This is a genomic window from Streptomyces sp. NPDC004051 (assembly GCF_053604275.1).
The window spans coordinates 1-24,012 of sequence record NZ_JBSGHG010000060.1; the positions used below are offsets into that span (position 1 = coordinate 1).

Here is a 24,012-nt window from a genome sequence, read left to right on the forward strand (position 1 = left end):
GCAGTCCCTCGGCGCTGACGCCGATCTCCCGGGCGACCTCGGTGACCGTCTTGCCTGACGAGTGCACCAGCGCGACCGCGTCGCGTTTGAACTCGGCCGTGTACCGCTTGCTCGTGTTGCTCTTCTTGCTCACTACCTGGAACTGCTTCCTCTGGGACCTTCCGTCCCAGTATCAGGCTGCCCAGCTCAGCGGGGGAACTTCAAGGTCCTCCTGCTCTCTCATAACGGCACACTCCCACGGGGAGTCGCCGAGCTAACCTTTCTCTATCTGCTGGACCTCGTGGCCCACCCCGAACAGATCGCCGCGAAACTGCGCTGACGCCCACCAAGCACGGCGGAGACGGTCGAAGGTCCTTCGATTCGTGGGGCGTGTACAACAAGCGGCTCTGCCTCACATTCGGTGGTGACGGTAAGTAGTTGTCGTTGCCGGTAGTGACACTCCCAGGCCAGCGCGGGTGACGTGATCGTCAGCACCGTGCTTGCCCTGGTCGATGGCGCGTCTGCGACTGCTCTCCTTGAAGCTCGGACCAGGTACATCAATGATGACGCTCTGTCACCACCGAATGTGAGACAGAGCCCAACAAGCGGTGGGCCCTTGGCTTACGACCACCGCATGCCGATAGCGGAGAGCTGCTAGATTCGCTCCGTGCTCTGGGGCGGACGCGCGAAATCGTCGACCGGCTCAGTCGATGCGGACTACATGATTCCCTTCCAATTCCACGGACGCGGTCCGCGGCGACCACGCAGGCAGTCGACGCGGTGCTGGGCCTGCTCTGCCCACTCGGGATTGCTGGCGGCGTGCTGGGCGGCGTACGTCACCATGCGCAGTTCCCGAGCGCCGGCCAAGATCGGGTAACCGGTCCAGTCGGTTACGTCGTACCCATACGCGGCACAGAATTCGTCGTACTCCGTCGGCGTGACCGCGCCTGTCGTCCGCGCCCGTACTGCTGTTGAGACCAGGTCCCATTCCGGTGGGCCCAGGGAGAAGCGCTCCAGGTCGATCATCAGCGGGCCCTCGGCAGTGCGGATCAGGTTGCCGGGCCAGGCATCACCGTGCACAGCGCAGTCCAGGCGCCCAAGTGGGCGTTCTTCCCACGCTGTCACAAGTTCTTGATGCAGACCCCTCAACCACTCACGGTCTGTGCTGGCCAACGTAGTTGCGGCCTCCAAGCGCTCGCTGATGCGGACGAACGGATCCAGGTATCCAAGTTCGAAATCGGGAGCGGGCAGGGCATGGAGGCGTTTAAGTAGCTGGGCGACCTCCCTGGGGCTGCCGTGTTCGTGCGGTGGGAGTTCCTCCCAGAAGGTGACGGGCCGGCCGCCAGCCTCGACCGGTTGTCTGACGTCGGCGAGGCGGACGGCCTGCATGTGGTTCTCGGCGAGCCATCGCGCAACCCGTACTTCCCGGAGCGCGGCTGTGGTCTGACCACGCCGCGCGACTCGAACAATCACATGCTGTCCGGGCAGCCTCCATATCTGGTTCTCTGCCAGCCGTATGGGCTCGGCCCCGCTGGGGTCGAGCCCCACGGCGATGCATGCCTGCTCGAGGGCCTCTCGGGCGGGGGTTGCTGCCGAGGTGGTCATGCGGAGACCGTAGCGGCGATGCGCTCCCGCAGGGCGACGGCCTCCGCCACCTTGGGGTACTTGGTGGCGAACGCGCCGAGCTGTCGCAGGTCGTCGGCGGCTCGGCGGGAGGTGAGTCGGCCCACCTCGTCCAGCGCGTCGTGGCCGATGGCAGCCGCCTGGCGGGGATCACCCTTGGCCATGACGAGTGCGGCGAGTTTCGTGCGGGAGATGGCCCGGGAGCGTTTGTAGGCATCCGAGTGGCCCTTCACGGCGGTATCAAGGCGGCGGGCCGCCCGCCCCGGGTCCTGGTCCGCGAGGATGACGAGGTCGAACAGCCCGTGAGCGGTGTCGCCGTTGTGCTGGGCCTCGTCGTAGTAGGCCATCCACGGCAGATCCTCGGACGGGCGAGCGTGGGAGAACGCTTCGTCGGCCTCGCCGACAGCGGCCATGCAGTCGCGGACGTTGCCCATCTTGCCGAACGCCCTGGCCCGTGCCGTGTGCAGCATGGCCCGCTCGGTGGCGGTAAGTCGATCGGAACGCACCAGGCCCTTCTCGGCGTGCGTGAGCCCGTCGTCGGGCTGACCGAGCCACACGGACTGTCGCGCGAGGAACGAGTATGCCTTCGCACGCAGGTGCCAGTCCCCTGCTTCTTCGGCGCGGTCTGCGGCGAAGAGGAACGTCGCTGTGGCGTATGTGTGGTTGTAGGAGTCGAAAGCCGAGGCGCCGACGACGATGCCCAGCCGGGAGACGGCTGCCAGGAGGTCGGACCGTAAAGTTTCCGGGCACTTGGCGTTCAGGAGTCCGGCTGCCCACTGCATTGCACGGCCGGCGACGTCGCCGACCATGCCTCCGCCACCGAACTTGTTGTCCCAACCGCTGATCGCGGTGGCTACTTCCTGAACCTGGTCGACGTTGTGGGAGCTGATCGAATCGGGAAGCGTCAGCTCGTACGGGGTAAAACCGTGCGTGAGGTCTATGGGGGCAATAGCAGCCAGGCCGCTGACTTGGAGAAACGCGCGTCGGTCCACGGGCTCGGGGCTCCCAAGGCGAGGAGGTACTTCGTCACTGCCCAGGATGCGGCCTTGATGCACCTGAACCGTTGCCTCCGGCCCCTTGCGAGAGCGTTTATCGGCATCAGGGCGCTTTTTATCGGCATCGCGGGAGCCGAAGGCCATCGGCCATGCCCGCTCGAAGACGCCACCGGTCTCCAGCACCTTGTCCAGGCACTGGGCCACTTCCAGCTGGCACGAGGGGTACTGCCCCTTCTCGATCGACAAGATCATGTCATCGCTGACCTGCGCTAACCGTCCCAGAGCCCTAGCCGAGAGGCCATCCGCCTTACGTCGGAAACGCAGCTCGCTGCCGAACCAATCCTGCGGAGAGGCCCCCGGGTTGAGCGACTTCTCTGGCTGCGGCATGTCCGTCCCCCATCCTCACGATGCCGAACTCTTCGGCTCTCGGCATCAGGGCCTGCACGACGAACGCGTGCTCTGCCTCAATGGTTGCTGACCGATTCGGTCCCAGTACACACCGCAACCGCCCCCGATGTAGGGCTTCCGGTGCAACGGACGGAGCATCGATGAGCACACTTCTTCAAAGCCCCGGCGCGGGCCCGTCGGCCCGAGCCGCGTCCAGAAGCAACCGGGGCCAACTCGACATGACCTTCCGGCTCGAGAAGAGGCACCTGGGTCTCGTGCGCGGTGTGGTGCGTCACCATCTCGCCTGGTGGGGGGTCAGCGGTGAAGTCGCCGAGATCGTCCTTCTCGCCGTGAACGAGCTGCTGACGAACGTGCTGGTGCATACCAGCCCGGATGAGAACGGATGGCGCTCAGCGAACCTGCTCGTACAGCACGTCCCGGGCGGTGTCACCGCGGTCGTCCGCGATCAAGACCCTCGGCCGATCGTGCGGAAGACAGCGGCGTCTCTCGACCTCGGAGGCCGGGGCCTCGCTCTCGTGCGGGCGTTGGTCGACGAGTTCTCGGTGGCGATGTCCGGCGAGGGGAAAGACGTGTGGTTCTTCATCGCCGATCCCGAACACCATGCCCCGCAGACCGTCGAGCCCACGGAGTCGTAGTGCGCAGGGCGTACAGAACAGCTCGGTCATTCCCACTACACGCTGCGCTCCGCAGGTCGTTCGCTTGCGTCCGCCCAGTAGCTCGGGTCGAGCATCTCGCCTGGCCAAGTCGGCTGACGGACAGGGCCCCGGGGCCCCATCTGTTCGAAGTACGGCGCCAGGTCGATCACGGGCGTCCCATCGACGGCATCGAGATCGGTGACCAGAAGATCCCGACCGTCCACGTCGAGCAGCCGCGGGTAACTGATCGCGAGCTGGTTCGGCCGCCGGTGATTGCGGTGCACAAAGGTCCCTGTGGCCGGCCAACGCCCGTTCCCTCGAGGGCTGCGGGCATGAAGCTGCACCTCCTCCGGGCGCGCCAGGTGAAAACGCCACGTCACCGTCAGGTGCGAGAACTCCTCGATCCCTTGCAGGGTTTCGAGCGGGTACTCGTCGTGGAGACGGATGATCGACCGGACTCCGCCCTGATAGTCGTCCAGGACGCGGGTGTGTCCCCCCACGACCGTGGCGATCGGCCTGACCTCGTACGTGGAGACCACAGTTCGTTCCTCTCGCTCGGCAGGGCGCGTTGGGCGGCATCCCGAGGGTGGGGGCGCCGCCGTCCAGATCGATGGTCAGCCTATGGTGCGGAGCATTTCGCGTGCGCGGCGGTCCAGCTCCACAACGTGCCGACCGCCGCGGTGCCGTACGGGCGAGAGATCGCTCTGCATCCGGACGATGACGTCTCGGACTCGGCCGGATTGAACGCCGGACATCGCATCGAGGGCTTCACTCCAGGTGGCACACGCCTCGTCAAGGCGGCCCTGCTGAACCTGGACGGCGCCGAGGTAGCCGAGGGTCACGCTGTGGGTGCGGGCGTACTGCTGCCGGCGTCGGGTTGCGACGCTGCGCTTGAAGTGGATCTCCGCGTCGAGCGGCCGGCCCAGGTCGCGCAGGGCGCAGGCGGTCTCGTGGGCAAGGGAGGCTTTCTGGAAGAAGCTCACGCGGCCCGGCGCCTCGTTGTTGTCGGCTCGGGCGAGGTCCCGCTCTGCGCGGCTGATGGCCGCGAGGGTGCCGGGGCGGTCGCCGTCGGCCGCCAGGGCTCGTGCGTGGACGATCGCGAGCAGGGCTTTCTCCCGGGGGCTGGCCTGGCCGTAGCGGTCGCGGGACATAGAGGCGTCAGCCAGGGCGAGCGCTCTGCGCGGGTGCCCGAGGTCCACGGCTTGGTGGGCGAGGGCGCGCAGGATGTGGCCGCCGAGCGGTCCGTCGTCGGCTTCGGCTGCGATGCGGGCGGCAAGGGTGAGGTAGCGCTGGGCGGTGCGGTGTTCGGAGGCATCGAAGGCCATCCAGCCGGCGAGGTAGGTCATCTCCGCCACGGCCGAGTACGTGTCGCGGCGGAGTTGTTCCGTGCGGAACCTGCTGCCGAGCAGGGGCACCGCTTCGTCGCGAAGGTGGCCGGCCAGGGCCGAGCGGCCGGCGGCTCCGCCGCGCTGTTGGTCGCGCGCGGAGTAGAAAGTCGTCAGGTCGCGGACATCGTCGATGTCAGCCTGGGTCGCCGGCCGCGGGGAGACCGTTGGCCGCTTCGCCGCTGCGGCGGGGGCGGCTGCCCACCACGAGGCGGTGGGCAAGGCGAGGCCGGCGGCCGAGTACGCGGCAGTCGCCAGCAGTTTGCGTCGGTGCATATCGAGGTCGTCGCTTCCCAGCTCGGCCAGCACGGTCAGAGGGTCGACGCTCCAGTCGGAACCGCTGTCGGTTCGGCCTGTGGCTTCACCTTCCAGCCCGAGGTCGGCCAGGGTGAGGTGGCGGCCGAGTCTGCGGGACAGCGTCTCGCGCAGGATATGAGGTGCCTGGCCACTCGGTTGTGTGCCCTGCACCCACATGGCGATGTGCGAGCGGGAGATGGCCTCCAGCTCACGCACCCCGCTCGCCGCGGCGACCCGGGCGACCGCTGCGGCGGCTTGTGGCTGGGACCAGCCGGCTTCGCGCAGAAGTGCGGCGAGGGCTTCGTTTCGCGCACGGGCCATGGGCTGCCCCTCGGTTCCGAAATGATCTTTGACGCCTTTGACGGCCCCGGGGGTCGCGCAGGCATACCCCTCGGCGGCGATTCACGGTTCGCTCAACGTAGCGACCAGATCACTCACTTTGCACGACGACCGACGCCGCCGCACGGCGAATCCCGATCAACTTGGCCTGATTCGAACAGGAGTTGTGTCATGCGCCTTTCGCTGGCTCCACGGCAGGCGGACGGTCAACGCACCATGCCCGGTAGGAAGGCTCGTGTCGCTGACGAGCCAGTCCGGCGGCGCGATCAAGCGGCGGCCACGGCGGAGACGGTGGCGCTCGTGCTGGACGAGGAATCGCCGCTGCCGGAGACCTCTTCCGACGTGGAAGACCTCGTGCGGCGTCTGCGGGGTCACATCGATCAACTCGGCTTCATGGTGCCGAACGAGGAACCGGCGCTGCGCCACGCCCAACAGCTCGGCTCGGCGAGGGTCCCCGACGGCTATATGCCCAGCCGGGTGTACCTGGTCCAACTGGCCAAGGCGACCCAGGAGCTCGCCGCGACAGTGGGGTCCTGCGGCAGCCACCGTGCGAAGCAGCAGCGGGGACGGCGTCGTTGGACGCCTCGAATCAACGTACTGCGTGGCGCGGTCTTCGCCCTCGCACTCACCTGCCTCGTCCTGGCTGCCTCCGTGCCGCGGACATGACCGTCACCGGAGCGGTTCTGATCGTCCTGATCCTCGGTCCCACAGCGTGGCTGGTTCTCCGCGGTGACCGCGCCATCAGTCCCCGCAAGTCGGCGAGGAGACCTCACCGGCGCAGATCGAGTCGCCGCCGCGACGGTGCCCCGCTTCACCGACAGTTCACCGGCCGCCCCCAACGGCCCTGAAGCCTACCCCGTTCGCGGGGCCTAACGGAGATCTACACGATGAAACGCCTTTCCCGCATCGAGCAGTACGACCCCACGACCGGACGGCAACTGGGCGACTTCCCGCAGGCGTACAGCCACATCGGGGTGATCGGGTCCGCGCTCCTGCTGCAGCAGCTCGACGCGGGTGCGCCCGCGAGCCTGCCCGACGTGCTCTTGGCGGCGGGTGTCTGATGAACGCAACCGCCACGACCATGGTCATCCTGTTCGCCGCCGCGGCGATCGTCGCCGGGGCAGCAGCCTGGGTTATCCACCGCCGCTGGCAGAAGACGCGGCAGCAGGCTCACCTCCTGGCCCGCGAACAACAGGCCACCGAGCGTGCCCTGCACAAGCTGGTCCACGAGACGCTGCCCCACATCCACCAGACGGGCGGCCGGATCTCCGTGCCGGCCGCTGCCCCGGAATTGGCCGGCACCGCGGTCGGCAATCAGCTGACCAACGTGCTCAGGGGCACCGTCGGCGTCGTCCAGGCCGTGGTACGCGACATGCAGTACGCGGCGCACCAGGAGATCGAACAGGCGAAGACGCGGAGCGCGGAGGAGTTGCGGCATGCGCACACCACCGCGCAGGAGGAGATCGCTCAGGTACGGGCCACTGCGGTGCGGTCGACCGAGGCTGCGGTGCGCAGTGTGTCGTCGGCGTTGGTGGGCATGGCTGCCAAGACCAGTCGCAAGGTCAGCGAGGGCGTGCGCGCGCACGAGGACGACGCCGCGTTCGAGACGCTGACCGGTATCGACCACACCGTCCAGCAGATGCTGCTGGACGCCCAGGGCTGGACCGTCCTGGCCGGCGGCAAGCTGACCCGGCACTGGCCCACCACGACGCTGACCGATGTGGTGCGGGCCGCGATGGGCTCCGTCGAGGACTACCAGCGCGTGCAGCCCCAGGAACTCACCGTCGCGGTGAGGACCCGCGTGGTCGGGCCCGTGGTGCACACCCTCGCGCTGCTGCTGGACAACGCGCTGCGCTTTTCGCCACCGAAGTCGCGTGTGCACGTGTCCTTCGAGCAAGGCCACCACGGGGTCACCGTCTTCGTGGACGACAGCGGTCTGCAGATGACGCCGGAGCAGCTCGACGCCGCCCGGGACATCCTCACCGGGCAGCGCACGGATGACATCACGCAGCTCGGTGCCCGCCCGCAGACCGGGTTCCGGGTCGCCGCCGCCCTTGCGAGTGCCTACGGATTCCGGGTCGATGTCCAGGCGCCCAACTCTCTGCTGGGCACTCGCGCGCTGCTCACCCTCCCCCAGGACCTTCTCACCACGGTGCCACAGGCACCGCAGCCGGCACAGGACGCTCCTCCGACCGCTCTCGCCCCCGTCCCGGACGGCAGGCTCCCTGCGCTCGCCCCGGTTCCTGCACCTTCGCAGCCCGCCCTTGCCCCCGTCTCCCCGACGGCCGGGGAGCCCGCCCACGAGCCCCCGGCTGCCCGTACAACGGCCAGCGGACTGACGGTGCGCAGCCGCCGCACCACGCCCGCCGCCCCGCCTGCTCCCCGCCCTGCCAACGCCGAGCCGGGACGGGCGAGCGTGATCGCCGCTTGGGCGCGCGGCACCCAGCGCGCCCGTGTCGAGCAGAACACCTCCCACCCCACCGCCGACAACGACCAAGGACACGACGCATGACCGACAAGAAGATCGGCTGGCTCCTGGAAAGCCTGGAGGACACCGCCGGCGTGGAGTACGCCGTGCTGGTCGCCGCGGACGGCATGAGCCCGGCCCACACCGACCGGTTGCCGCGCGAGCGCGCCGAGAAGATCTCGGCCATCGCCTCCACGCTGTGGGGAGCGTCGCGGGCCTACGACCGGGAGACGAGCGGCGGGGGCGTCCGCCAGTTCGTCATGGAGTCGGTCGACCACATCTCCCTGCTCATCCCGGCCGGCGAGAACACGATGCTCGCCGTACGGACCGACAGCCCGCACGCGGACATCGGGGTGATCAGTGAGGCCGCGCTGCGCCTGGCCGCGAGCGTGGGTGACCAGCTGGGAGTCGAGACGCGCGTCGTCGGTGGCGCGCAGGCCCCGCTGGCATGAGCGGGCCGCGGCAGGACCCGGATCTGGTCAGGCCCTACGTCCGCACGGGCGGACGGACCCGCCCCAGCACGGACGTGCGCCTGGAGAGCGTGGTCTTCGCCGCGACCGGCACCCGCCCCGGCCTGAACACCGACGCACGCCGTGTGCTCGCCCTGTTCGCACCCGCGCAGGGCGGCGGGCTGGCCGTCGCCGAGGTCGCCTCCGCATTGGCCCTCCCGCCCTCGACCACCCGCATTCTCGTGGCCGACCTCATCGAGCACGGACTGATGACCCTCGCCCGGCGCCAGGACGACGACCGGCCCCCGGCCTCACTTCTCGAAAGGGTTCTCCATGGCCTTCGCGCTCACGCCTGACCGGTTCGTCGCGCCGACGGTGACGGAGACCGCGAAGATCGTGGTCGCCGGAGCCTTCGGCGTGGGCAAGACCACCTTCGTCGGCAGCGTCTCCGAGGTGCCCCCGGTGCACATGGAGGAGACCATCACCCGGGCGAGCGCCCTGGTCGACGACCTGGCCCGCACGCCGGCCAAGTCCACCACCACCGTCGGCGTGGACTTCGGGCGCAAGCACCTCGGCGACGACCTCGTGCTCTACCTGTTCGGCACCCCGGGTCAGGCCCGGTTCAGCTTCCTGTGGCAGGAGTTGATCGTCGGTGCCCTCGGCGCCCTGGTCCTCGTCGACCCGCGCGACCTGGACGCCTCCCACGAAATTCTCGGCCTCCTGGAAGAGAACGGCGTCCCGTACGCGGTCGCGGTCAACCAGTTCGACGGCGCCCCCTGCCACCCGCTCGACGAGGTCCATGAGGCCCTCGCTCTGGAGGGCCACACCCCGCTGACCGTGTGCGACGCCCGCGAGCGAGCGTCCTGCATGCAGGCCCTGATCCAGCTCACCGAATACCTCGCCCGTCTCGCGCACCGTCTGGAGCCCCGACCGTGAGCACCGCGACCCACCGCACCCCCTTATACGAACCGGACTTCGCCCAGAACCCGCACGCCGCCTACCGGCGCATGCGCGAGCAGTGCGGCCCCCTGGTTCCCGTGGACCTGGCCCCCGGCGTGCCCGCCACGCTGGTCGTCGGGTACGAGGAGGCCCGCCGCATCCTCGGCGACCCGCAGCGCTTCCCCTCCGACCCGCGCCGGTGGCAGACGTCCGTCCCCGACACCTGCCCCATCCGGCCGATGATGGAGTGGCGCCCCAATGCCCTGCGCTCGGCCGGCGCCGAGCACGCCCGCTACCGGGCCGCGAACACCACCGCCCTCGGGGCCGTCGACCAGCACGCGCTGCGCGACCACGTCGAACTGGTCGCCGAGCAGACCATCAACGCCTTCAAGGCCGCAGGCAGGGCCGATCTGCTGTCGCAGTACTCCTGGCCCCTGGCGTTCCAGATGCTCAGCCACCTGCTCGGCTGCCCCGACGAGGTCGGCCACCGGATCGCCGACGGGATGGCGAAGATCTTCGACGGGGTCAACGCCTCCATCGGCAACCAGATCCTCGTCCAGGCCGTCGCGGACCTCGTCGCCCTGCGCCGCCGGCACCCCGGCGACGACGTGACCAGCAGACTCCTCACCCACGTCGCCCAACTCGACGACACCGAGATGGGCCAGCAGCTCATCACCCTCTACGGGGCCGGCATCGAACCGCTGACCAACCTGATCACGAACACCCTCCTGGAGATGCTCACCAACCCCGAGTTCTCCGGGGACCTGCACGCCGGCGACGCCCCGGTCCGCGAAGCCCTGGACAGCGTCCTCTACCGTGACCCCCCGCTCGCGAACTTCGCGATGACCTATCCGCCCCGGCCGGTCGACATCGGCGGATTCCTGCTGCCGGCCGACCAGCCGGTGGTCATCAGCTACGCGGCCTGCAACAACGATCCCGCCCTGGGGACTCACCGGCCGCTGGGCAACCGGGCTCATCTCGCCTGGGGCGCCGGCCCGCACAGCTGCCCGGCCAGCTCGCACGCCTACCTCATCGCCGAAGCAGCCATCCTCCACATCCTCGACGCGCTGCCCGAGATGGACCTCGACGGCCACCGTGACGACCTCGTCTGGCGCCCCGGCCCCTTCCACCGCTCCCTGGCCGCCCTGCCCGTCACCTTTCCCACCAGCTGAAAGCGACCCCACCGTGCCCGAACAGCAGATACTCGTCCTCGACCCCACCGCTACCGATCCGGACGCCGAACACCGGGTCCTGCGCGAGCGCGGCCCGGCCACGCGGGTGGACATCCTCGGCGTGCGTGCCTGGTCCGTCTCCGACCCGGCCCTCCTCAAGCAGCTGTTGACCAGCAAGGACGTCTCCAAGGACGGCCGCGCCCACTGGCCGGCCTTCGCCGAGACCGTGCCCACCTGGCCGCTGGCCCTGTGGGTCGCGGTGGAGAACATGTTCACCGCCTACGGCACCGATCACAGCCGCCTGCGCCGGATGGTCGCCCCCGCCCTCTCGGCCCGCCGCACCGCCGCCCTCCAGCCGGACATCGAGGCCCTCGTGACCGGCATCCTCGACGACCTCGACGCCTTCCCGGCCGGCGCGACGGTCGACCTGCGCGAGCACCTGGCCTATCCGCTGCCGATCGCCGTCATCGGCAAGCTCATGGGCGTGCCCGCCGACCGGCGCACCGAGTTCCGCACCGTGGTGGACAACGTGTTCGCCACCCACCTCACCGCCGAGGAACAGGCCGCGAACACCGCCGCCCTCTACGGCCTGTTGGACGCCCTGATCGAGGCCAAGCGCAGTGAGCCCGGTGAGGACATGGCCTCGCTGCTGATCTCCACCCGCGACGACGAGGGCGACGGTTCCGCCCTCAGCCACGCCGAGCTGCGCGACACGCTCCTGCTGATGATCAGCGCCGGGTACGAGACCACCGTCAACGTCATCGACCAGGCCATCACCACCCTGCTGTCCGATCCGCAGCAGCTCGCCCACGTCCGAGACGGGCGGTGCACCTGGCAGGACATCGTCGAGGAGACGCTGCGGCACGAGCCCGCGGTCAAGCACCTTCCCCTGCGCTACGCCCGGATCGACATCACGCTCCCCGACGGTCAGACGATCAAGGCCGGGGAAGCGATCCTCGCCTCCTACGCCGCCGCCAACCGCCACCCCGACTGGCACGAGGACGCCGACCGCTTCGACGCCACCCGCCCCAGCAAGGAGCACCTCGCCTTCGGCCACGGCGTCCACTTCTGCCTCGGTGCCCCGCTGGCCCGTCTCGAAGTCGCCACGGCCCTGCGCCTGCTCTTCGAGCGCTTCCCCGACGCCCAGCTCGCCACCGGACACGAGGAGCTGCGGAGGCTGCCGAGCCTGATCAGCAACGGACACACCACCGTCCCCGTGCGCCTGCGCCCGACGACGACCAGCTGACCGACATCAACGAGGAAGCCTGCCATGACCGCCCTCACCCCAACACAGCGCCTCACCCCGTCTGAACGGCGGCTCGCCCAGCACGTGGTGGAGGGCCTGAACGCTCGCGAGATCGCAGCCGCAACCCAGCTCAAGCTGGGCACTGTCCATTCCACGCTGCGCACCGTGCGCTGGAAGTTGCGCTGCCCCGAACGCTGTTCCCTCGCCGTCGTCGCACACCGCCTCCTCGACGCCGGAGAGATCACCGCCCCGACACCGCAGCGGCCCGCTCCGGACATCAGCGCCGAGCGGATCAGCCTGCTCAAGGCCGTCACCGAACACAGCCAGCCCCTCGACATCGCCCGCGCCGCCAACCTCGCCCCGGCCGACCTGCGCGCCGCGCTCGACCAGCTCCTCGCCGACACGGAAACACAGGACACCACCCAGTTGGTGGTCCTGGCGCACAGCTGGCAGCTGCTGCCGGCCGAGCAGTCCCACGCGACACGAAGCGGAGCGAGCAAGTGACCCGGCCCACGACCTCCACAGTCAGCGAGGAGCGACCCGCTCAGCTCCCGATCACGCCAGCGCCGCCGGTCGCCGTATATGAGATGCGCACGCTGCGCACGGACGCCGAGCGCGAGGAAGCTGCCGCCCTCGTTCAGGACCGTCAGCGCTGGCTCACCATGCACGGTCTGCCCGTACCCGCCCGAGCCGACCTCCCGGCGCTCTTCCGCGACCCGCAGGAGAAGCCCGCCGGGCTGTTCGAGGACGGGAAGCTGCTGGCCTGCATGATCCCGCAGCGCGACCCTGACCTCGGATGGGGCGAGGGCCCGTGCCTCTTCCTGAGCTGCGTCCACACCCTGCCCGGCCAGCCCGACGACATCACCCGGCTGATCACCCTGTGGGCCTCCGACTTCGCCGCCCGGCTCGACCTCCCGCTCGTACGGGCCGAGAGCCTGGTCCGCCACGCCCTCGAAGCCGAGCCCATCGCCGCCCTTCTGCGTCGACTGACCGACATCGGCTGGGATGTACGCGGATCCGGCCCCGGACGAGAGGGCGACCGAGTCGCCGCCTCGAACTCACGGCCGAGCACCGGCCTGGGCTGAGTGCGCTGATCGGCTGCCGGGTCCACAAGCCGCAGACAGCCCCGGACGATCGGGGCAGCGCGTGACGATCGCCGAACCGCAGCGGCCCGACCTCGCCCGCGAGCTGATCGCCCGCGCCGCGGAATCGGCCGCGCACCGGGCCCAACGAGTGCGCAACCAGCTCGACGCCGTCCAACTCGGCCAAGGCCGGCACGCCGATCACGCCAACACCAAGGTGCTGCGCCGCATCCTGGCCGAACACGACTGGCCCGGCCACCGCCTCGTCGGCCCTGCGGCCGCCCGCGCCGCGTGGAGCATCGCCCTGCACAGCAACGACGAACCCGACTTCCAGCGCGCTGCCACCACCCTGCTGGAGCGGGCGGTCCAGGCCGGCGATGCGCTCATCCAGCACTGGGCGCACCTGCACGACCGCGCCCTCATCACCAACGGGCACGACCAGGAGTACGGAACCCAGTTCTTCCTGCGTGCCGGCGGCATCGAGCTGTGCCCGCTGCGCGCGCCGAAATCACTGGACGAGCGAAGGGCCACCGTCGGACTGCCACCGATCGCCGTCGCTCTGAAGACGGTGCGCCGCCGGTACACCCCTGACTGCTCTGCCGATGACGCCCCGACCGTCGTGCTCGCGGGGGCCGCATGAAGAAGCGGAACCCGGGCTCTCCACCAGCCGGACACTCATCCCCAACCCCGCTCTAAAAAAGGACTGTTGACGTATGAAGCTCACCACCACCGTCCTCGCTGCCGGTGCCGTCGTCTCCCTCACCAGCATCATGGTCGGAGCGGCCCGGCTCAGGCAGGACGCGCGGCACCAGGCCGAGCGGAACGAGGCGGTCGTCGCCCGGAATCAGCTCGACTGGCTGGCACAGATGTCCACCAACGCCGACCTCACCAAGCTCTGGACGCCCGAGGACATGGACGTCGAGGAGTACATGCAGCTGCTGAAGGCCAACCAGCTCATCTGCACGCTCAGCCTGCGCGACCGCCTCGGCTTCGTCCGCGACGGGGATCTGCCGTTCTTCGCCTCAATGGTCATGAGCAGCGACGTCTGCTGGCGGTACTGGAACCGGTTCGGCGACCTCCGCGCCCAGGAGGCCCAGGGAGGCGAGCGCGCCGAGCACTTCACCAGGGTGCTGGACCAGGCCGCCAGGAGCCACCCGCAAACGCAGACCACAGCGGCCTGACAGAAGCCGAACGTCCCTGACCGCTCCCAGTCTTCCGGCACAGCGCTCCGTTCGTGCCAGCGCCGCGCACAGCGGCAACCCCTTCAGCGGCTCTCCCTGAGCCGCACACCCTGTGGAGGAAACAGCAGATGGAGTTCGACGAGTTCGACCTCGACATCAGCGTCGTCGAGTCCGGCGGGACTGCCGTGGCGAGGGTCGCTTCCGACGGCGGCTGCGGCTCGACGTGCACCGGCAGCTGCGTGTCCAGCGGCTCCTGACCACACCAGACCACCGGCACAGCGCCCTTGCCGTGTCGGCGCCGCTCACGCGGCACCAACCCCGCGGCTCGATGGGAGCCGCGCACACCAATGGAGGAACAGCACATGGAGCACGACGAGTTCGACCTCGACATCAGCGTCCTGGAGTCCGGCGACGGACAGGCCACGCTGATCAACCTCACCGACGACGGCTGCGGCAGCACCTGCTCCAGCCCGTGCGCCACCAACGTGGCCTGAGCATCTTCCACCCGGCACGACGAGAAGGGAGAGACCGGCATGCACGCCAACACGATCAAGGGCCAGGTGCAATCCCCGAACGCCACGGCGGACGATGACGCCTTCGACCTGGACATCAGCATCGTGGAGTCCGGTGACGGTTCCGCCTCGCTGATCAACCTGACGGACGACGGCTGCAAGCCCACCTGCAAGGGGTCCTGCGCCACCAACGTGGCCTGACCTCCAGCACGCCGATGTGCCAGCCCGCGCGGTCCTGCGCCGCGCGGGCTGGCACCCCGAGACCACGAACCAGGGAGGGTGCATGGATTCCAGGAAGGGCGGACCGCTGTACCGGTGTGCGGATATGGCGCTCGTGCGCGCCGCCCGTTACTCGAGGCTGCCGCTGCCCGCATGGCCGGACCTCACCGACGACACGCCGGCCCGGCAGGTTCGGTGGCAGACATGGCTGCGCGACGTCTGGTCGATGACCGAGGTCGCCGACACCATCGAGCAGGCCAGCCCCTTGCTCGCACAGCAGATCAACACCCTGTGCTCGGCAGCCCGACCCGAGGCCCGTCAGCTACGCCGCACTGTGGTGTCCGTCATGAAGTACGTGATTCGGATGACGGGCCGAGCCACCCCCAACGGCCTGTTCGCCGGCATCGCATCCGTCTCCTTCGGAGCGCAGCCGGGATGGACCTGGGGCGAGTGGCACCGCGCCGTCGCACGCGTCGACGGCGACTGGCTCGCTGACCTGATCACCCGCCTGGAAGCAAGACCCGAACTCCTGCAGCACCTGGACGTGATGGGCAACAACACGGCCTGCGTACGCGGCGACCGGCTGATCGTGCCTTATCCGCCCCGCTCACACCGCACCGCGAACAGCCCCGCGGCAGAAGTGTCCCTGCGCTACACCGCCGCCGTCCGGATCGCCGTCGAGGCCGCTGCCTCGCCCGTCCCCTTCGACGCAGTCGTGAGACTGGTGAAGACCGAGTTCCCCGACGTGCCTGCCTCCCGGGTGGAAGGGCTCGTCACCAGCCTGGTCCAGCGTGGTGTGCTCATCAGCAGCCTGCAGGCGCCGTCCGCCACCCTGGACGCCCTTGACCACCTGGTCCAGCAGGCCGAGGCCGCCGACGCGTCGCCAACCGCGGGCCTCGTGGCAGACCTGCGAGCGGTCCGAGACGCCATCCGCCAGCACAACCAGGTCCTCGCCCCGGCCGACGGCCGGCGCCTGCGTACCGCCTTGCGCCAGAAGATGACGGCTTTGAGCCCCGCCAAGGCCCAGCCCCTCACGCTGGACCTGCGCATGGACTGCTCCCTCACTCTGCCCTTGCAGGTTGCCCGCGAGGCGGAGAAGGCCGCCACCGTGCTGGCCCGGCTGTCCGCGTACCCCTTCGGTACGCCGGCGTGGAAGGACTTCCACAACCGGTTCTTCGAGCGGTACGGCATCAACTCGCTCGTCCCGGTCCGGGACCTCGTGGACCCGGACGTCGGCCTCGGGTTCCCGGCCGGATACCGGGACGCGGAGCCCGAACGACGTGAGGCCCTGACCTCCCGAGAGCAGCGGTTACTCTCCCTCGCCCAGGCGGCCGTGCTCGACAGCCGCGACGAGATCTGCCTGGACGAGGAACTAGTCCGCACGCTGACGGACGCAGACCAGGACACCCCGCAGCTCCCGGCCCACACGGAGCTGCGCTTCCAGATCCGCGCAACGTCACAAGCCGCCCTCGAAGCAGGTGACTTCACCCTCCAAGGCGTTGCGCCCTCCCGCGGGATCGGCACGACGAGCGGCCGAAGCCTGGGGCTGCTCACACCGGAAGATCAGGCCCGTGTCGCAGCCATGCTGGAGGAGCTCCCAGTCAACGCGCCCGGCTCGCTGCCCGTTCAGGTCTCCTTCGCTCCGCTCGACCGTGGCGACGCCAACGTCACCCGTGTTGCCGAACTCCTGCCGACCGTGATCAGTCTGGCGGAGCACCGTCCGGTGGACGAGCGCACCATCCCGCTCGATGACCTCGCGGTGGGCTGCGACCGCCGCAGGCTCTACCTAGTCTCCCTCTCCCGCGGGCGCCTGCTGGACCCCATGACGCTGCATGCTCTGGACCTGCGCGGCCACACGCCGCCGCTCGCGCGCTTCCTCGCCGAGATCAGCCGTTCCCAGGCCGCCGTCCTGACGGTCTTCCCGTGGGCTTCCGCCACCGCCCTGCCGTACCTGCCGCGCGTGCGCTACGGCCGCACGATCCTCTCTGCGGCCAGGTGGCGGCTGGACCGGTCGGAGTTGCCCGACCGCCGGGCCTCCTGGGAGGAGTGGCACAAGGCCGCCGACGAGTGGCGCACGCGCCGCCGCGTTCCGGACGGCGTCGCGCTGACCGAGGGCGACCAGCTCCTCCCGCTGGACCTCTCCGAAAGTGCGCACCTCGCGCTGCTGCGCGCCCACATGGACACCCACGAGTCAGCCGTCTTGACCGAAGCAGAATCCGACGTCGGCTGGTTCGACGGACGGACCCACGAGATCATCGCCCCGATGACGGCCGCTCGCCCCCCGCAGTGGCCGGCCGTCCCGCCCGTGACCGAGGGGCAGCTCCTCACCCGCGACCACGGCCACCTCCCGGGAACCGCCCCGTGGCTGCTGGTCAAGCTGTACGGGCACGTCGAACGACAGCCCGAGATCCTGGCCCGCCACCTTCCCGAACTCCTCGCCCAGTGGGACGAGCCTCCCACGTGGTGGTACATGCGCTACCGCGACCCCCGATGGCATCTGCGCCTGCGCATCACGGTCCCCAGCCCGCAGGACTTCGCCCCCGCCGCACAGCGCGTGGGCGCCTGGGCGGCCGGACTGCGCCGTGCCGGACTGCTCACCGACATGCAGTTCGCCACCTCCTACCCGGAAACCGGCCGGTGGGGCGCGGGGCCGCTGATGAGCCTGGCCGAAGACGTCTTCGCCGCAGACTCCCGCGCCTTGGCCGTCCAGTTCGCCCAGAGCGCGCGCCCCCACCAACAGGTTCTCACCGCAGCGAACTTCGTCGCCCTCGCCTCCGCCTTCACCGGCAGCACCGCGGGCGGCATGGACTGGCTGACCACCCACGGCCGCCTCAACGACCCGCGCCCCCTGAACCGGACGGTGCTCGATGAGGCGGTACGTCTGGCCGATCCAACCGGCGACTGGGCGGCCCTGCGCGCCGCCCCCGGCGGCGCGGCCATCGCTGCCGCCTGGAGCGAGCGCGACGAAGCCCTGGCCCGCTACCGGCAGTCGCTGAACGCGGCCGGCGGCATCGACCCAGACCTCGTTCTCGACTCGTTGCTGCACGCCCACCACATCCGCGCCGCCGGCATCGACAAGGACGACGAGCGCATGTGCGTACGGCTGGCCCATGCCGCCGCCATGGCCTGGACCCACCAAGGAGATCACCATGGACCTGCGTGAGAGCGCACGGATCGCCGCCGACACCATCGCGGAACGCCTTGCCTCGCCCCAGGACGTACAGGGGCTGCACCACCGCCAGGGCTGGTGGCCGCAGTCCCTCGCGCACGGCGCCGTCGGTGTCGCGCTGCTGCACATCGAACGGGCCCGCACCGAGCAGGGGCCCTGGCAGCGCGCACACGACTGGCTCGCCTGCGCCGCAGCGGAACCCTCCGTCGGGGGCGCGGACAGCCACCTCTACTACGGGGCGCCCGCGCTCGCCTTCGCCCTGCACTCCGCGGCCGACCGCCCCGGACGCTACGCCCGTGCCCTGAACACCCTCGACAGGTATGTCACGACGGCGATCCGTGACCGGCTCGCCGGCGCCCACGTGCGCATGGACCGTGGCGAGACCCCCGTGCTGGCCGAATTCGATGCGATCCGGGGCCTGAGCGGGATGGGCGCGCTGCTGCTGCACCGCGACGTCCACACCGACGTACTCCGGGACATCCTGACGTACCTGGTCCGGCTGACCGAGCCGGTCAAGCACGACGGTGAACTCCTGCCCGGCTGGTGGAGCCACCTCGCCCCCTCCGGCAAGACCTCGCCGGACTATCCGGAGGGGCACGCCAACAACGGTGTCGCCCACGGCATCGGCGGCCCCCTTGCCGTGCTCTCCCTCGCAACGCGCCGCGGCGTCACGGTCGACGGCCACCTCGACGCGATCACCCGCATCCTGGCCTGGCTCGACCACTGGCAGCAGGACGGCCCCACCGGCCCGTGGTGGCCGTACTGGATCACCCGCGAGCAGCTCCGATCCGGTACGCCCAGCCCCGGCCCCTCCCGCCCGTCCTGGTGCTACGGGACCGCAGGATTCGCCCGCGTTCAGCAGCTCGCCGCTCTCGCCCTCAACCACCCCGCACGCCAACGCCTGGCCAAGACCGCCCTCCTCCGCGCGATGACGGACCCCGACCAGCTGGGCGCGACCGTGGACTTCTCCCTGTGCCACGGCTTCGCGGGCCTGGCACACATCACGCAACTCGTTGCCGCCGAAGCCATCACCCCCGGCCTCACCGAGTGCCTGCCCCGGCTCTTGGCTCCGATCACCGACACCGCGCCCGGCACGCTGGCGGACTCGCTGATCGACCCTCCCGGCGGCGGGGACATCGGGCTCCTCGAAGGTGCCGCAGGCACCGCTCTCGCCCTCCACTCCTTCCACACCGGCACGCCGTCCGTGTCCGGGTGGGACACCTGCTTCCTGACCAACTAGCCAGAGAGAAGGAGGAACATGGCAGCGGACGAATGGCCGCAACGCCTCATCCGGTTCACCGACTGGAGCAGCGCCGAGGCCACCGCCGTGGAGCATCTGCTCCCCGTGCTGACCGCCCATAAGCAGGACCTGGCCCAGTGGTCATTCCTGCGGAAGTTCCCCTGGTGGCGGTTGCGGTACCGCCCCGCGGGCCCAGACGCCGCGAAGGGCCTCGACGCTGCACTGGACGAGCTGGTCGATGCCGGCGTCCTCGCCTCCTGGACGCGGGGCATCTACGAGCCGGAAGAGACTGCCTTCGGCGGCTCGGCCGCCACGGAGATCGCGCACACCCTGTTCCACGACGACAGCCGTCACCTGCTGGACCAGGTGGCCCGCGAGCAGACCGCGAGCGGACCCGGGCTCGGACGCCGCGAGCTGGGAGTCCTCCTGCTCAGCGTGGCGATGCGTGCAGCAGGACTCGACTGGTACGAGCAGGGCGACGTCTGGGCAAGGATCGCGGCCGAACGCCCCGGCGACGATATCCGCCATCCGCAACGGCACAGGGCTGCTGTCCACCGGCTGATGACGGTCGACGTCAGCACCTCCAGCCGCAGCGTCGCCGACGGCCGACTCGCGCCGCTGGCCGAGTGGACAGCCACGTTCGAGTGGCTCGGCCGGCAGCTCGCCGACCTTAACCGCCAGGGCCACCTGGAACGAGGACTGCGGGCCGTGATCGCCCACCACGGCATCTTCCACTGGAACCGTCTGGGCCTCCCCGCGGAGGACCAGCACACCTTGTCAACACTCGCGAAAGAGGTAGTCATGGGAACAAGCGACAACGCCGCGTCCACCCCAGCCGAGGGGGTGGCGAGCACTACGGTCAACGGGGTGAACAGTCACACCATGGAAGCCAGTTCAGCCGATCGCCTGCGTACCCAGCTCATCGACCGTCTGATCGAAGAGGGATGCGTGCGCACACCCCGCGTGGAGGAGGCCATGCGGGCGGTGCCCCGCCACCTCTTCGTCCCGGACGCCCCCCTGGAGAAGGCGTACGGGAACGCCCCCGTGAACACCAAGCTCGACGCGTCCGGCGTCTCCATCAGCTGCGCCTCCCAGCCCGACATCGTCGGCATGATGCTGGAGCAGCTCGACGTCGAGCCCGGCCAGAAGATCCTGGAGCTGGGGGCCGGCACCGGCTTCAACGCCGGTCTCCTCGGCTACCTCGTCGGGGGAAAGGGGCACGTCACCACGATCGACGTGGACGAGGACATCGTCGACGGAGCGCGTGCCAGACTGGCCGCCGCCGACATCCACAACGTGAAGGTGGTCCTCGGAGACGGAGCAGTCGGCCACGCCCCCAACGCGCCATACGACCGCATCGAAGCCACCGTCGGCGCCCACGCCGTGCCCCACGCCTGGCTCGACCAGCTCGCCCCCGGCGGACGCCTCCTCACCCCGCTGCGCCTGCGCGGCAGCGTCTCCCGCTCGATCGCCTTCGAGAACCACTGCGGAACCTGGCGCAGCGTCGGCAGCCAGATGAACACGTTCATGCCGCTGCGCCAGGGCATCGCCGACGACCCCCGCGTCCTCGTGCCCCTGGACCCCGACAACACCGTCACCCTCGTCACCAACGGAGACCAGAAGGTCGACCCGGATGCCCTGAGCGACATCTTCCGCCAGCCCCGCACCGAAGTATGGACGGACGTCACCTTCCGGGGCCCGGAGTCGGCGGAGTACCTGGAGCTGTGGCTCGCCTGCGCCATGCCGAACGGCCTGAGCCGAATGCCCGCCAAGAACGAGGCCATCGAGAAGGGACTGGTCACCGCGCCCTACCCGTCCTCGACTGCGGTCTTCGAGGGCGGCACGCTCACCTACCTCACCCGGCGCCCGTACGCGAAGAAGGCCCCCGACGGCGCCACCTTGTACGAGTTCGGCGTCATCGGCCACGGCCCCGACCGTGAGGCGCTCGCCGGAGACGTCGCGGATCAGATCCGCACCTGGGACCGTGACTTCCGGGCGCTCGACGTCGCATTCGAGATCCAACAGCTCGACGCGGCCCCGCTCGCAACGAAACCCGGCCGCTTCGCCTTCGACAACGTGCTGAACCGCATCGTCATCGAATGGCAGTGACATGGACGTCGGCCAGATAGCGCGGCGGTTCCCACTCGTAGCCCGCCCGCGTCCGGCCTGCCCACCCCTCGCCGATCGGGTCCGCGAGATCAGCGACCTGGCCCGCTCCGCCGAGCACGACGGCACGGTGACCTCCGCGACCGTCGCGCTGAACAAGGCGGCGCTGATCGCGAGCGACTGCGGCATGCCGGACCTGGCTCGTGCTCTGTGCTGGCGTCACACCGAGGTCTTCCTGCGCGTTCAGCCCCTGAGCGCGCAGGAGGCCCGGTACGCCCTGGAGCCCCTGGTCAACCTGGCCCGTCTGCGCATCCGCGACGGCGACGGGCGCGGCGCATACCACCTGCTCAACTCCTTGAACCGAGCGGTGAGATCAAAGACGGAAGCGGTCATCGACGGCCGCACCCTGTCCTTCCAGCACCTCACGCAGTCGGCGGCCGACCATCAGACGGTGTGCCAGTGGCTGTGGACCGTCCTCCTCGGCGACGGAACCCGTGCCCTCGTCGCCGCCGGCCAGTGGGACCGCGCACGGGCCCACAGCGAGCAGCACCGCGGCGTGGGCCAGCGCCTCTTCGACGGGCGTCAGGTGGAAGTGCTCGTCCGCTGCCTCGGCGGGCACCCCGGCGAGGCACTGGAGTTCCTGAACAAGAGCACCCTGGTGGAGGTCTGGGAGCACGCGGTCGCTGCGTGCCTCGCCGCGCTCTGCCTCACCGCGGCCGGCGAGGACCCCCTCGGCTCTGTCGAGAACATGGTGAAGCACTATCTGACCCTCGACACGGATCCCGAGCTTGCCGTCTTCCGCACTCGCGTCGGACTGACCGTGCTCGATCTTTCCCCGCATAGCCGTCAAGCCGATGCGTCGCACCGCCTCACCCGTGAGGCAACGGCATCCGGGGACGGGTACGTCGCGCGGGACGTCCTCGCGCATCCCATCTGCTGCAAGGAGATCAGCTCAGACGAGCACCGTGCGTTGTCGGTTGCCGTCGCCTCGGCCGGCCTCGGCAAGGGGTACATGCCTGCTCCCCTGGAGCGGGCTCTGCGGGACGCTACGTCGGTCTCCACAAAGGTCTGGGAACGCCACTTCACCGGCCGAGCCGATTCAACCGAGCAGATCGGTCGCTGTCATGCCACTGATGCTGCCGGTCAACCTCGACCGGCAGCTGATCCGAACCGGTCGACGTGAACCGGCCTACGGCTTGTTGCTCGCGGCGTCGGCGTTTCGGCCATTTCCGGGCCGAAGCCGATCCAAGCCAGACCAGGGATCCCGCGCCCGCGAGGTTCCCTCACTCAGGAAATAGGAGGCTCTCCGGCACGACCGAATGAGGTGTGTTCGATATCGCATCCGGGTCGTTAGACCTCACGACTCCGCTACAGCGACCGCCCTAGGGGGAACGATGACCTCGGCCATCACGCAGGATCAGCCGCCGCAACCGCCGAAGGGCACCTCTCAGGACGACGAACCGCAGCAGACCGGTGTTCGAGAGGAGGAATACCTCTACCGTGACAAGTCGCGGCTCCAGGCCGGCTCCCTACTGACGTCCCGCACCATGGCGCGGCGCCTGCCCTCGCTGGTACGGCGCTCGGTGCAGATGGCCTGGCGGGTGGACCGCGGCGCGACCATCGGACTGCTGGTGTGCCAGATCGGTACGGGCGTCCTCGCGGCTCTTGGCCTTCTGGCCGTCACGGGCACGATCACCGCGCTGATCTCCTCGGGCGACATCACCGAGCGGCTGTGGGACGCCGCTCCGCAGCTGGCCGTCATCGCCGCCGCCACCGGCCTGCGCGCGCTGCTGGGCATCGCGGTCGTCTGGCTGACCGGTCGTCTGCGCCCGGTGCTCGGCCGGGCGGCGGAGCTGACGATGATCGAAGCCGCACTCGGCGCGGAACTGGCCGCCAACAACAAGCCCGGCTACAACGACGCCTACGACATCGCCGACCGCGGAGCCCAAGTCACCCCCGACCTCGTCGAAGAGGCACAGGACGTCCTCGCGGCGACCGCGACACTCACGGCCGGCGCAGCCGTCCTGACCGTCCTGCACCCGCTGCTCCTTCCCCTTCTCTTCCTCGCGTGCCTGCCGCAGGCCGCCGCCTACGTCCGGTCCGCGCGGGTGATCTACCTCGCCGGGCTGGAGACCTCCGGGCGGCGCCGGATGCTGGGCAAACTGCGCTGGCACATGGCCTACATGGAGTCCAGCGAGGAGATGCGCGCCTGCCTCGCCGGCCCCTTCCTCATCGGCCGGTATCGGAAGCTGGCCGCCTCGGTCAACGCGGCCGAACGCAAGGCCGCGAACACCGGCGCCTGGATGGGACTGGCCGGAGCCATCGCAGGCGGAATCGCCTCGACCGCCGTGTGGGCGGCACTGCTGTGGCTCCTGGCCTCCGGCCGCATGAGCCTGGCAACCGGCGGCGGCGCCGTCTTCGCCCTCCAGACGGCCACCGGCTCCGTGCGCGGCATCATCAACGGCGGAGCCCGCCTAGGGCGCGTATTGAGTCGTGATCAAGTTGCGGGATTCGCCTTCGCTGCGGGGCCTGGTCCGGTAGATCTTCTTGTGTGACGCGAGTGCAACTT

The 24,012-nt window shown here is 69.7% G+C and carries 25 protein-coding genes and 1 pseudogene; 21 read left to right on the forward strand and 5 right to left on the reverse strand.

The genetic code is table 11. The features are described from left to right. The 3 genes from ACWEQO_RS33325 to ACWEQO_RS33335 form a co-directional block, all read right to left on the reverse strand. On the reverse strand, positions 1–133 hold a 133-nt coding region (locus tag ACWEQO_RS33325), incomplete at its 3' end, for a transposase (RefSeq protein WP_452986324.1). 563 nt (positions 134–696) lie between these two features. Beyond that, on the reverse strand, positions 697–1,584 hold the full coding sequence (locus ACWEQO_RS33330) for a phosphotransferase family protein (RefSeq protein ID WP_452986303.1): 888 nt from the start codon (positions 1,582–1,584) through the stop codon (positions 697–699). Then, on the reverse strand, positions 1,581–2,984 hold the full coding sequence (locus ACWEQO_RS33335) for a helix-turn-helix domain-containing protein (RefSeq protein ID WP_452986304.1): 1,404 nt from the start codon (positions 2,982–2,984) through the stop codon (positions 1,581–1,583). The genes ACWEQO_RS33330 and ACWEQO_RS33335 overlap by 4 nt, the downstream gene beginning before the upstream one ends. 161 nt (positions 2,985–3,145) lie before the next feature. Between ACWEQO_RS33335 and ACWEQO_RS33340 the strand changes: the two genes are divergently transcribed. After that, positions 3,146–3,640, forward strand: coding sequence for an ATP-binding protein (locus tag ACWEQO_RS33340; protein WP_452986305.1), 495 nt, complete (start codon positions 3,146–3,148; stop codon positions 3,638–3,640). Between the two features lie 35 nt (positions 3,641–3,675). Here ACWEQO_RS33340 and ACWEQO_RS33345 read toward each other — a convergent pair whose 3' ends face one another. Beyond that, positions 3,676–4,179: an SAM-dependent methyltransferase gene (locus tag ACWEQO_RS33345; protein WP_452986306.1), complete on the reverse strand. Its 504-nt coding sequence runs from the start codon at positions 4,177–4,179 to the stop codon at positions 3,676–3,678. A 75-nt stretch (positions 4,180–4,254) separates the two neighbouring features. Then, complete coding sequence (locus ACWEQO_RS33350; RefSeq protein ID WP_452986307.1) at positions 4,255–5,643, reverse strand: Tat pathway signal protein; 1,389 nt, start codon at positions 5,641–5,643, stop codon at positions 4,255–4,257. 318 nt (positions 5,644–5,961) lie between these two features. On the opposite strand from ACWEQO_RS33350, the gene ACWEQO_RS33355 reads away from it, so the two are divergent. The 20 genes and pseudogenes from ACWEQO_RS33355 to ACWEQO_RS33450 all read left to right on the forward strand — a co-directional run. After that, positions 5,962–6,327: a DUF6415 family natural product biosynthesis protein gene (locus ACWEQO_RS33355; protein WP_452986308.1), complete on the forward strand. Its 366-nt coding sequence runs from the start codon at positions 5,962–5,964 to the stop codon at positions 6,325–6,327. A 221-nt stretch (positions 6,328–6,548) separates the two neighbouring features. Beyond that, positions 6,549–6,722, forward strand: coding sequence for a hypothetical protein (locus tag ACWEQO_RS33360; protein WP_452986325.1), 174 nt, complete (start codon positions 6,549–6,551; stop codon positions 6,720–6,722). After that, positions 6,722–8,173 carry an ATP-binding protein gene (locus tag ACWEQO_RS33365; protein WP_452986309.1) on the forward strand — a complete coding sequence of 484 codons (1,452 nt, stop codon included), beginning with the start codon at positions 6,722–6,724 and terminating at the stop codon, positions 8,171–8,173. Before ACWEQO_RS33360 ends, ACWEQO_RS33365 begins: the two co-directional genes overlap by 1 nt. After that, positions 8,170–8,580: a roadblock/LC7 domain-containing protein gene (locus tag ACWEQO_RS33370; RefSeq protein WP_452986310.1), complete on the forward strand. Its 411-nt coding sequence runs from the start codon at positions 8,170–8,172 to the stop codon at positions 8,578–8,580. Before ACWEQO_RS33365 ends, ACWEQO_RS33370 begins: the two co-directional genes overlap by 4 nt. Then, positions 8,577–8,933, forward strand: coding sequence for a DUF742 domain-containing protein (locus ACWEQO_RS33375; protein WP_452986311.1), 357 nt, complete (start codon positions 8,577–8,579; stop codon positions 8,931–8,933). Before ACWEQO_RS33370 ends, ACWEQO_RS33375 begins: the two co-directional genes overlap by 4 nt. Next, the gene (locus ACWEQO_RS33380; RefSeq protein WP_452986312.1) at positions 8,911–9,513 is read left to right on the forward strand and encodes a GTP-binding protein; all 603 of its coding nucleotides are present in this window, start codon (positions 8,911–8,913) and stop codon (positions 9,511–9,513) included. The genes ACWEQO_RS33375 and ACWEQO_RS33380 overlap by 23 nt, the downstream gene beginning before the upstream one ends. Beyond that, positions 9,510–10,688, forward strand: coding sequence for a cytochrome P450 (locus ACWEQO_RS33385; protein WP_452986313.1), 1,179 nt, complete (start codon positions 9,510–9,512; stop codon positions 10,686–10,688). Before ACWEQO_RS33380 ends, ACWEQO_RS33385 begins: the two co-directional genes overlap by 4 nt. 13 nt (positions 10,689–10,701) lie before the next feature. Further along, a complete protein-coding gene (locus ACWEQO_RS33390; protein WP_452986314.1) occupies positions 10,702–11,934 on the forward strand; it encodes a cytochrome P450 family protein in 1,233 nt (410 codons plus the stop codon). 24 nt (positions 11,935–11,958) lie between these two features. After that, on the forward strand, positions 11,959–12,438 hold the full coding sequence (locus ACWEQO_RS33395; protein WP_452986315.1) for a LuxR C-terminal-related transcriptional regulator: 480 nt from the start codon (positions 11,959–11,961) through the stop codon (positions 12,436–12,438). Positions 12,439–12,521: 83 nt separating this feature from the next. After that, positions 12,522–13,019 (forward strand): hypothetical protein, encoded by a 498-nt coding sequence (locus ACWEQO_RS33400; RefSeq protein WP_452986316.1) that lies wholly within the window; start codon positions 12,522–12,524, stop codon positions 13,017–13,019. Between the two features lie 61 nt (positions 13,020–13,080). Next, complete coding sequence (locus ACWEQO_RS33405) at positions 13,081–13,656, forward strand: DUF6624 domain-containing protein (protein ID WP_452986317.1); 576 nt, start codon at positions 13,081–13,083, stop codon at positions 13,654–13,656. 73 nt (positions 13,657–13,729) lie between these two features. Beyond that, complete coding sequence (locus ACWEQO_RS33410; RefSeq protein WP_452986318.1) at positions 13,730–14,197, forward strand: DUF6082 family protein; 468 nt, start codon at positions 13,730–13,732, stop codon at positions 14,195–14,197. 128 nt (positions 14,198–14,325) lie between these two features. Beyond that, positions 14,326–14,454 (forward strand): FxLD family lanthipeptide, encoded by a 129-nt coding sequence (locus ACWEQO_RS33415; RefSeq protein WP_381173490.1) that lies wholly within the window; start codon positions 14,326–14,328, stop codon positions 14,452–14,454. Positions 14,455–14,559: 105 nt separating this feature from the next. Next, positions 14,560–14,691, forward strand: a complete 132-nt coding sequence (locus ACWEQO_RS33420) for an FxLD family lanthipeptide (RefSeq protein ID WP_079060774.1) — start codon at positions 14,560–14,562, stop codon at positions 14,689–14,691. 39 nt (positions 14,692–14,730) lie between these two features. Next, a complete protein-coding gene (locus ACWEQO_RS33425) occupies positions 14,731–14,910 on the forward strand; it encodes an FxLD family lanthipeptide (RefSeq protein WP_452986319.1) in 180 nt (59 codons plus the stop codon). Positions 14,911–14,992: 82 nt separating this feature from the next. After that, positions 14,993–18,091: a lantibiotic dehydratase gene (locus tag ACWEQO_RS33430; RefSeq protein ID WP_452986320.1), complete on the forward strand. Its 3,099-nt coding sequence runs from the start codon at positions 14,993–14,995 to the stop codon at positions 18,089–18,091. Then, positions 18,078–19,337: a lanthionine synthetase C family protein gene (locus ACWEQO_RS33435; RefSeq protein WP_452986321.1), complete on the forward strand. Its 1,260-nt coding sequence runs from the start codon at positions 18,078–18,080 to the stop codon at positions 19,335–19,337. Before ACWEQO_RS33430 ends, ACWEQO_RS33435 begins: the two co-directional genes overlap by 14 nt. Positions 19,338–19,355: 18 nt before the next feature. Next, positions 19,356–21,446 (forward strand): methyltransferase, FxLD system, encoded by a 2,091-nt coding sequence (fxlM, locus tag ACWEQO_RS33440; RefSeq protein WP_452986322.1) that lies wholly within the window; start codon positions 19,356–19,358, stop codon positions 21,444–21,446. 1 nt (position 21,447) lies between these two features. Then, the gene (locus ACWEQO_RS33445; RefSeq protein WP_452986323.1) at positions 21,448–22,626 is read left to right on the forward strand and encodes a hypothetical protein; all 1,179 of its coding nucleotides are present in this window, start codon (positions 21,448–21,450) and stop codon (positions 22,624–22,626) included. 211 nt (positions 22,627–22,837) lie between these two features. After that, positions 22,838–23,926, forward strand: a pseudogene (locus ACWEQO_RS33450) (ABC transporter); the annotation flags it as partial. Between the last annotated feature and the right edge of the window lie 86 nt (positions 23,927–24,012).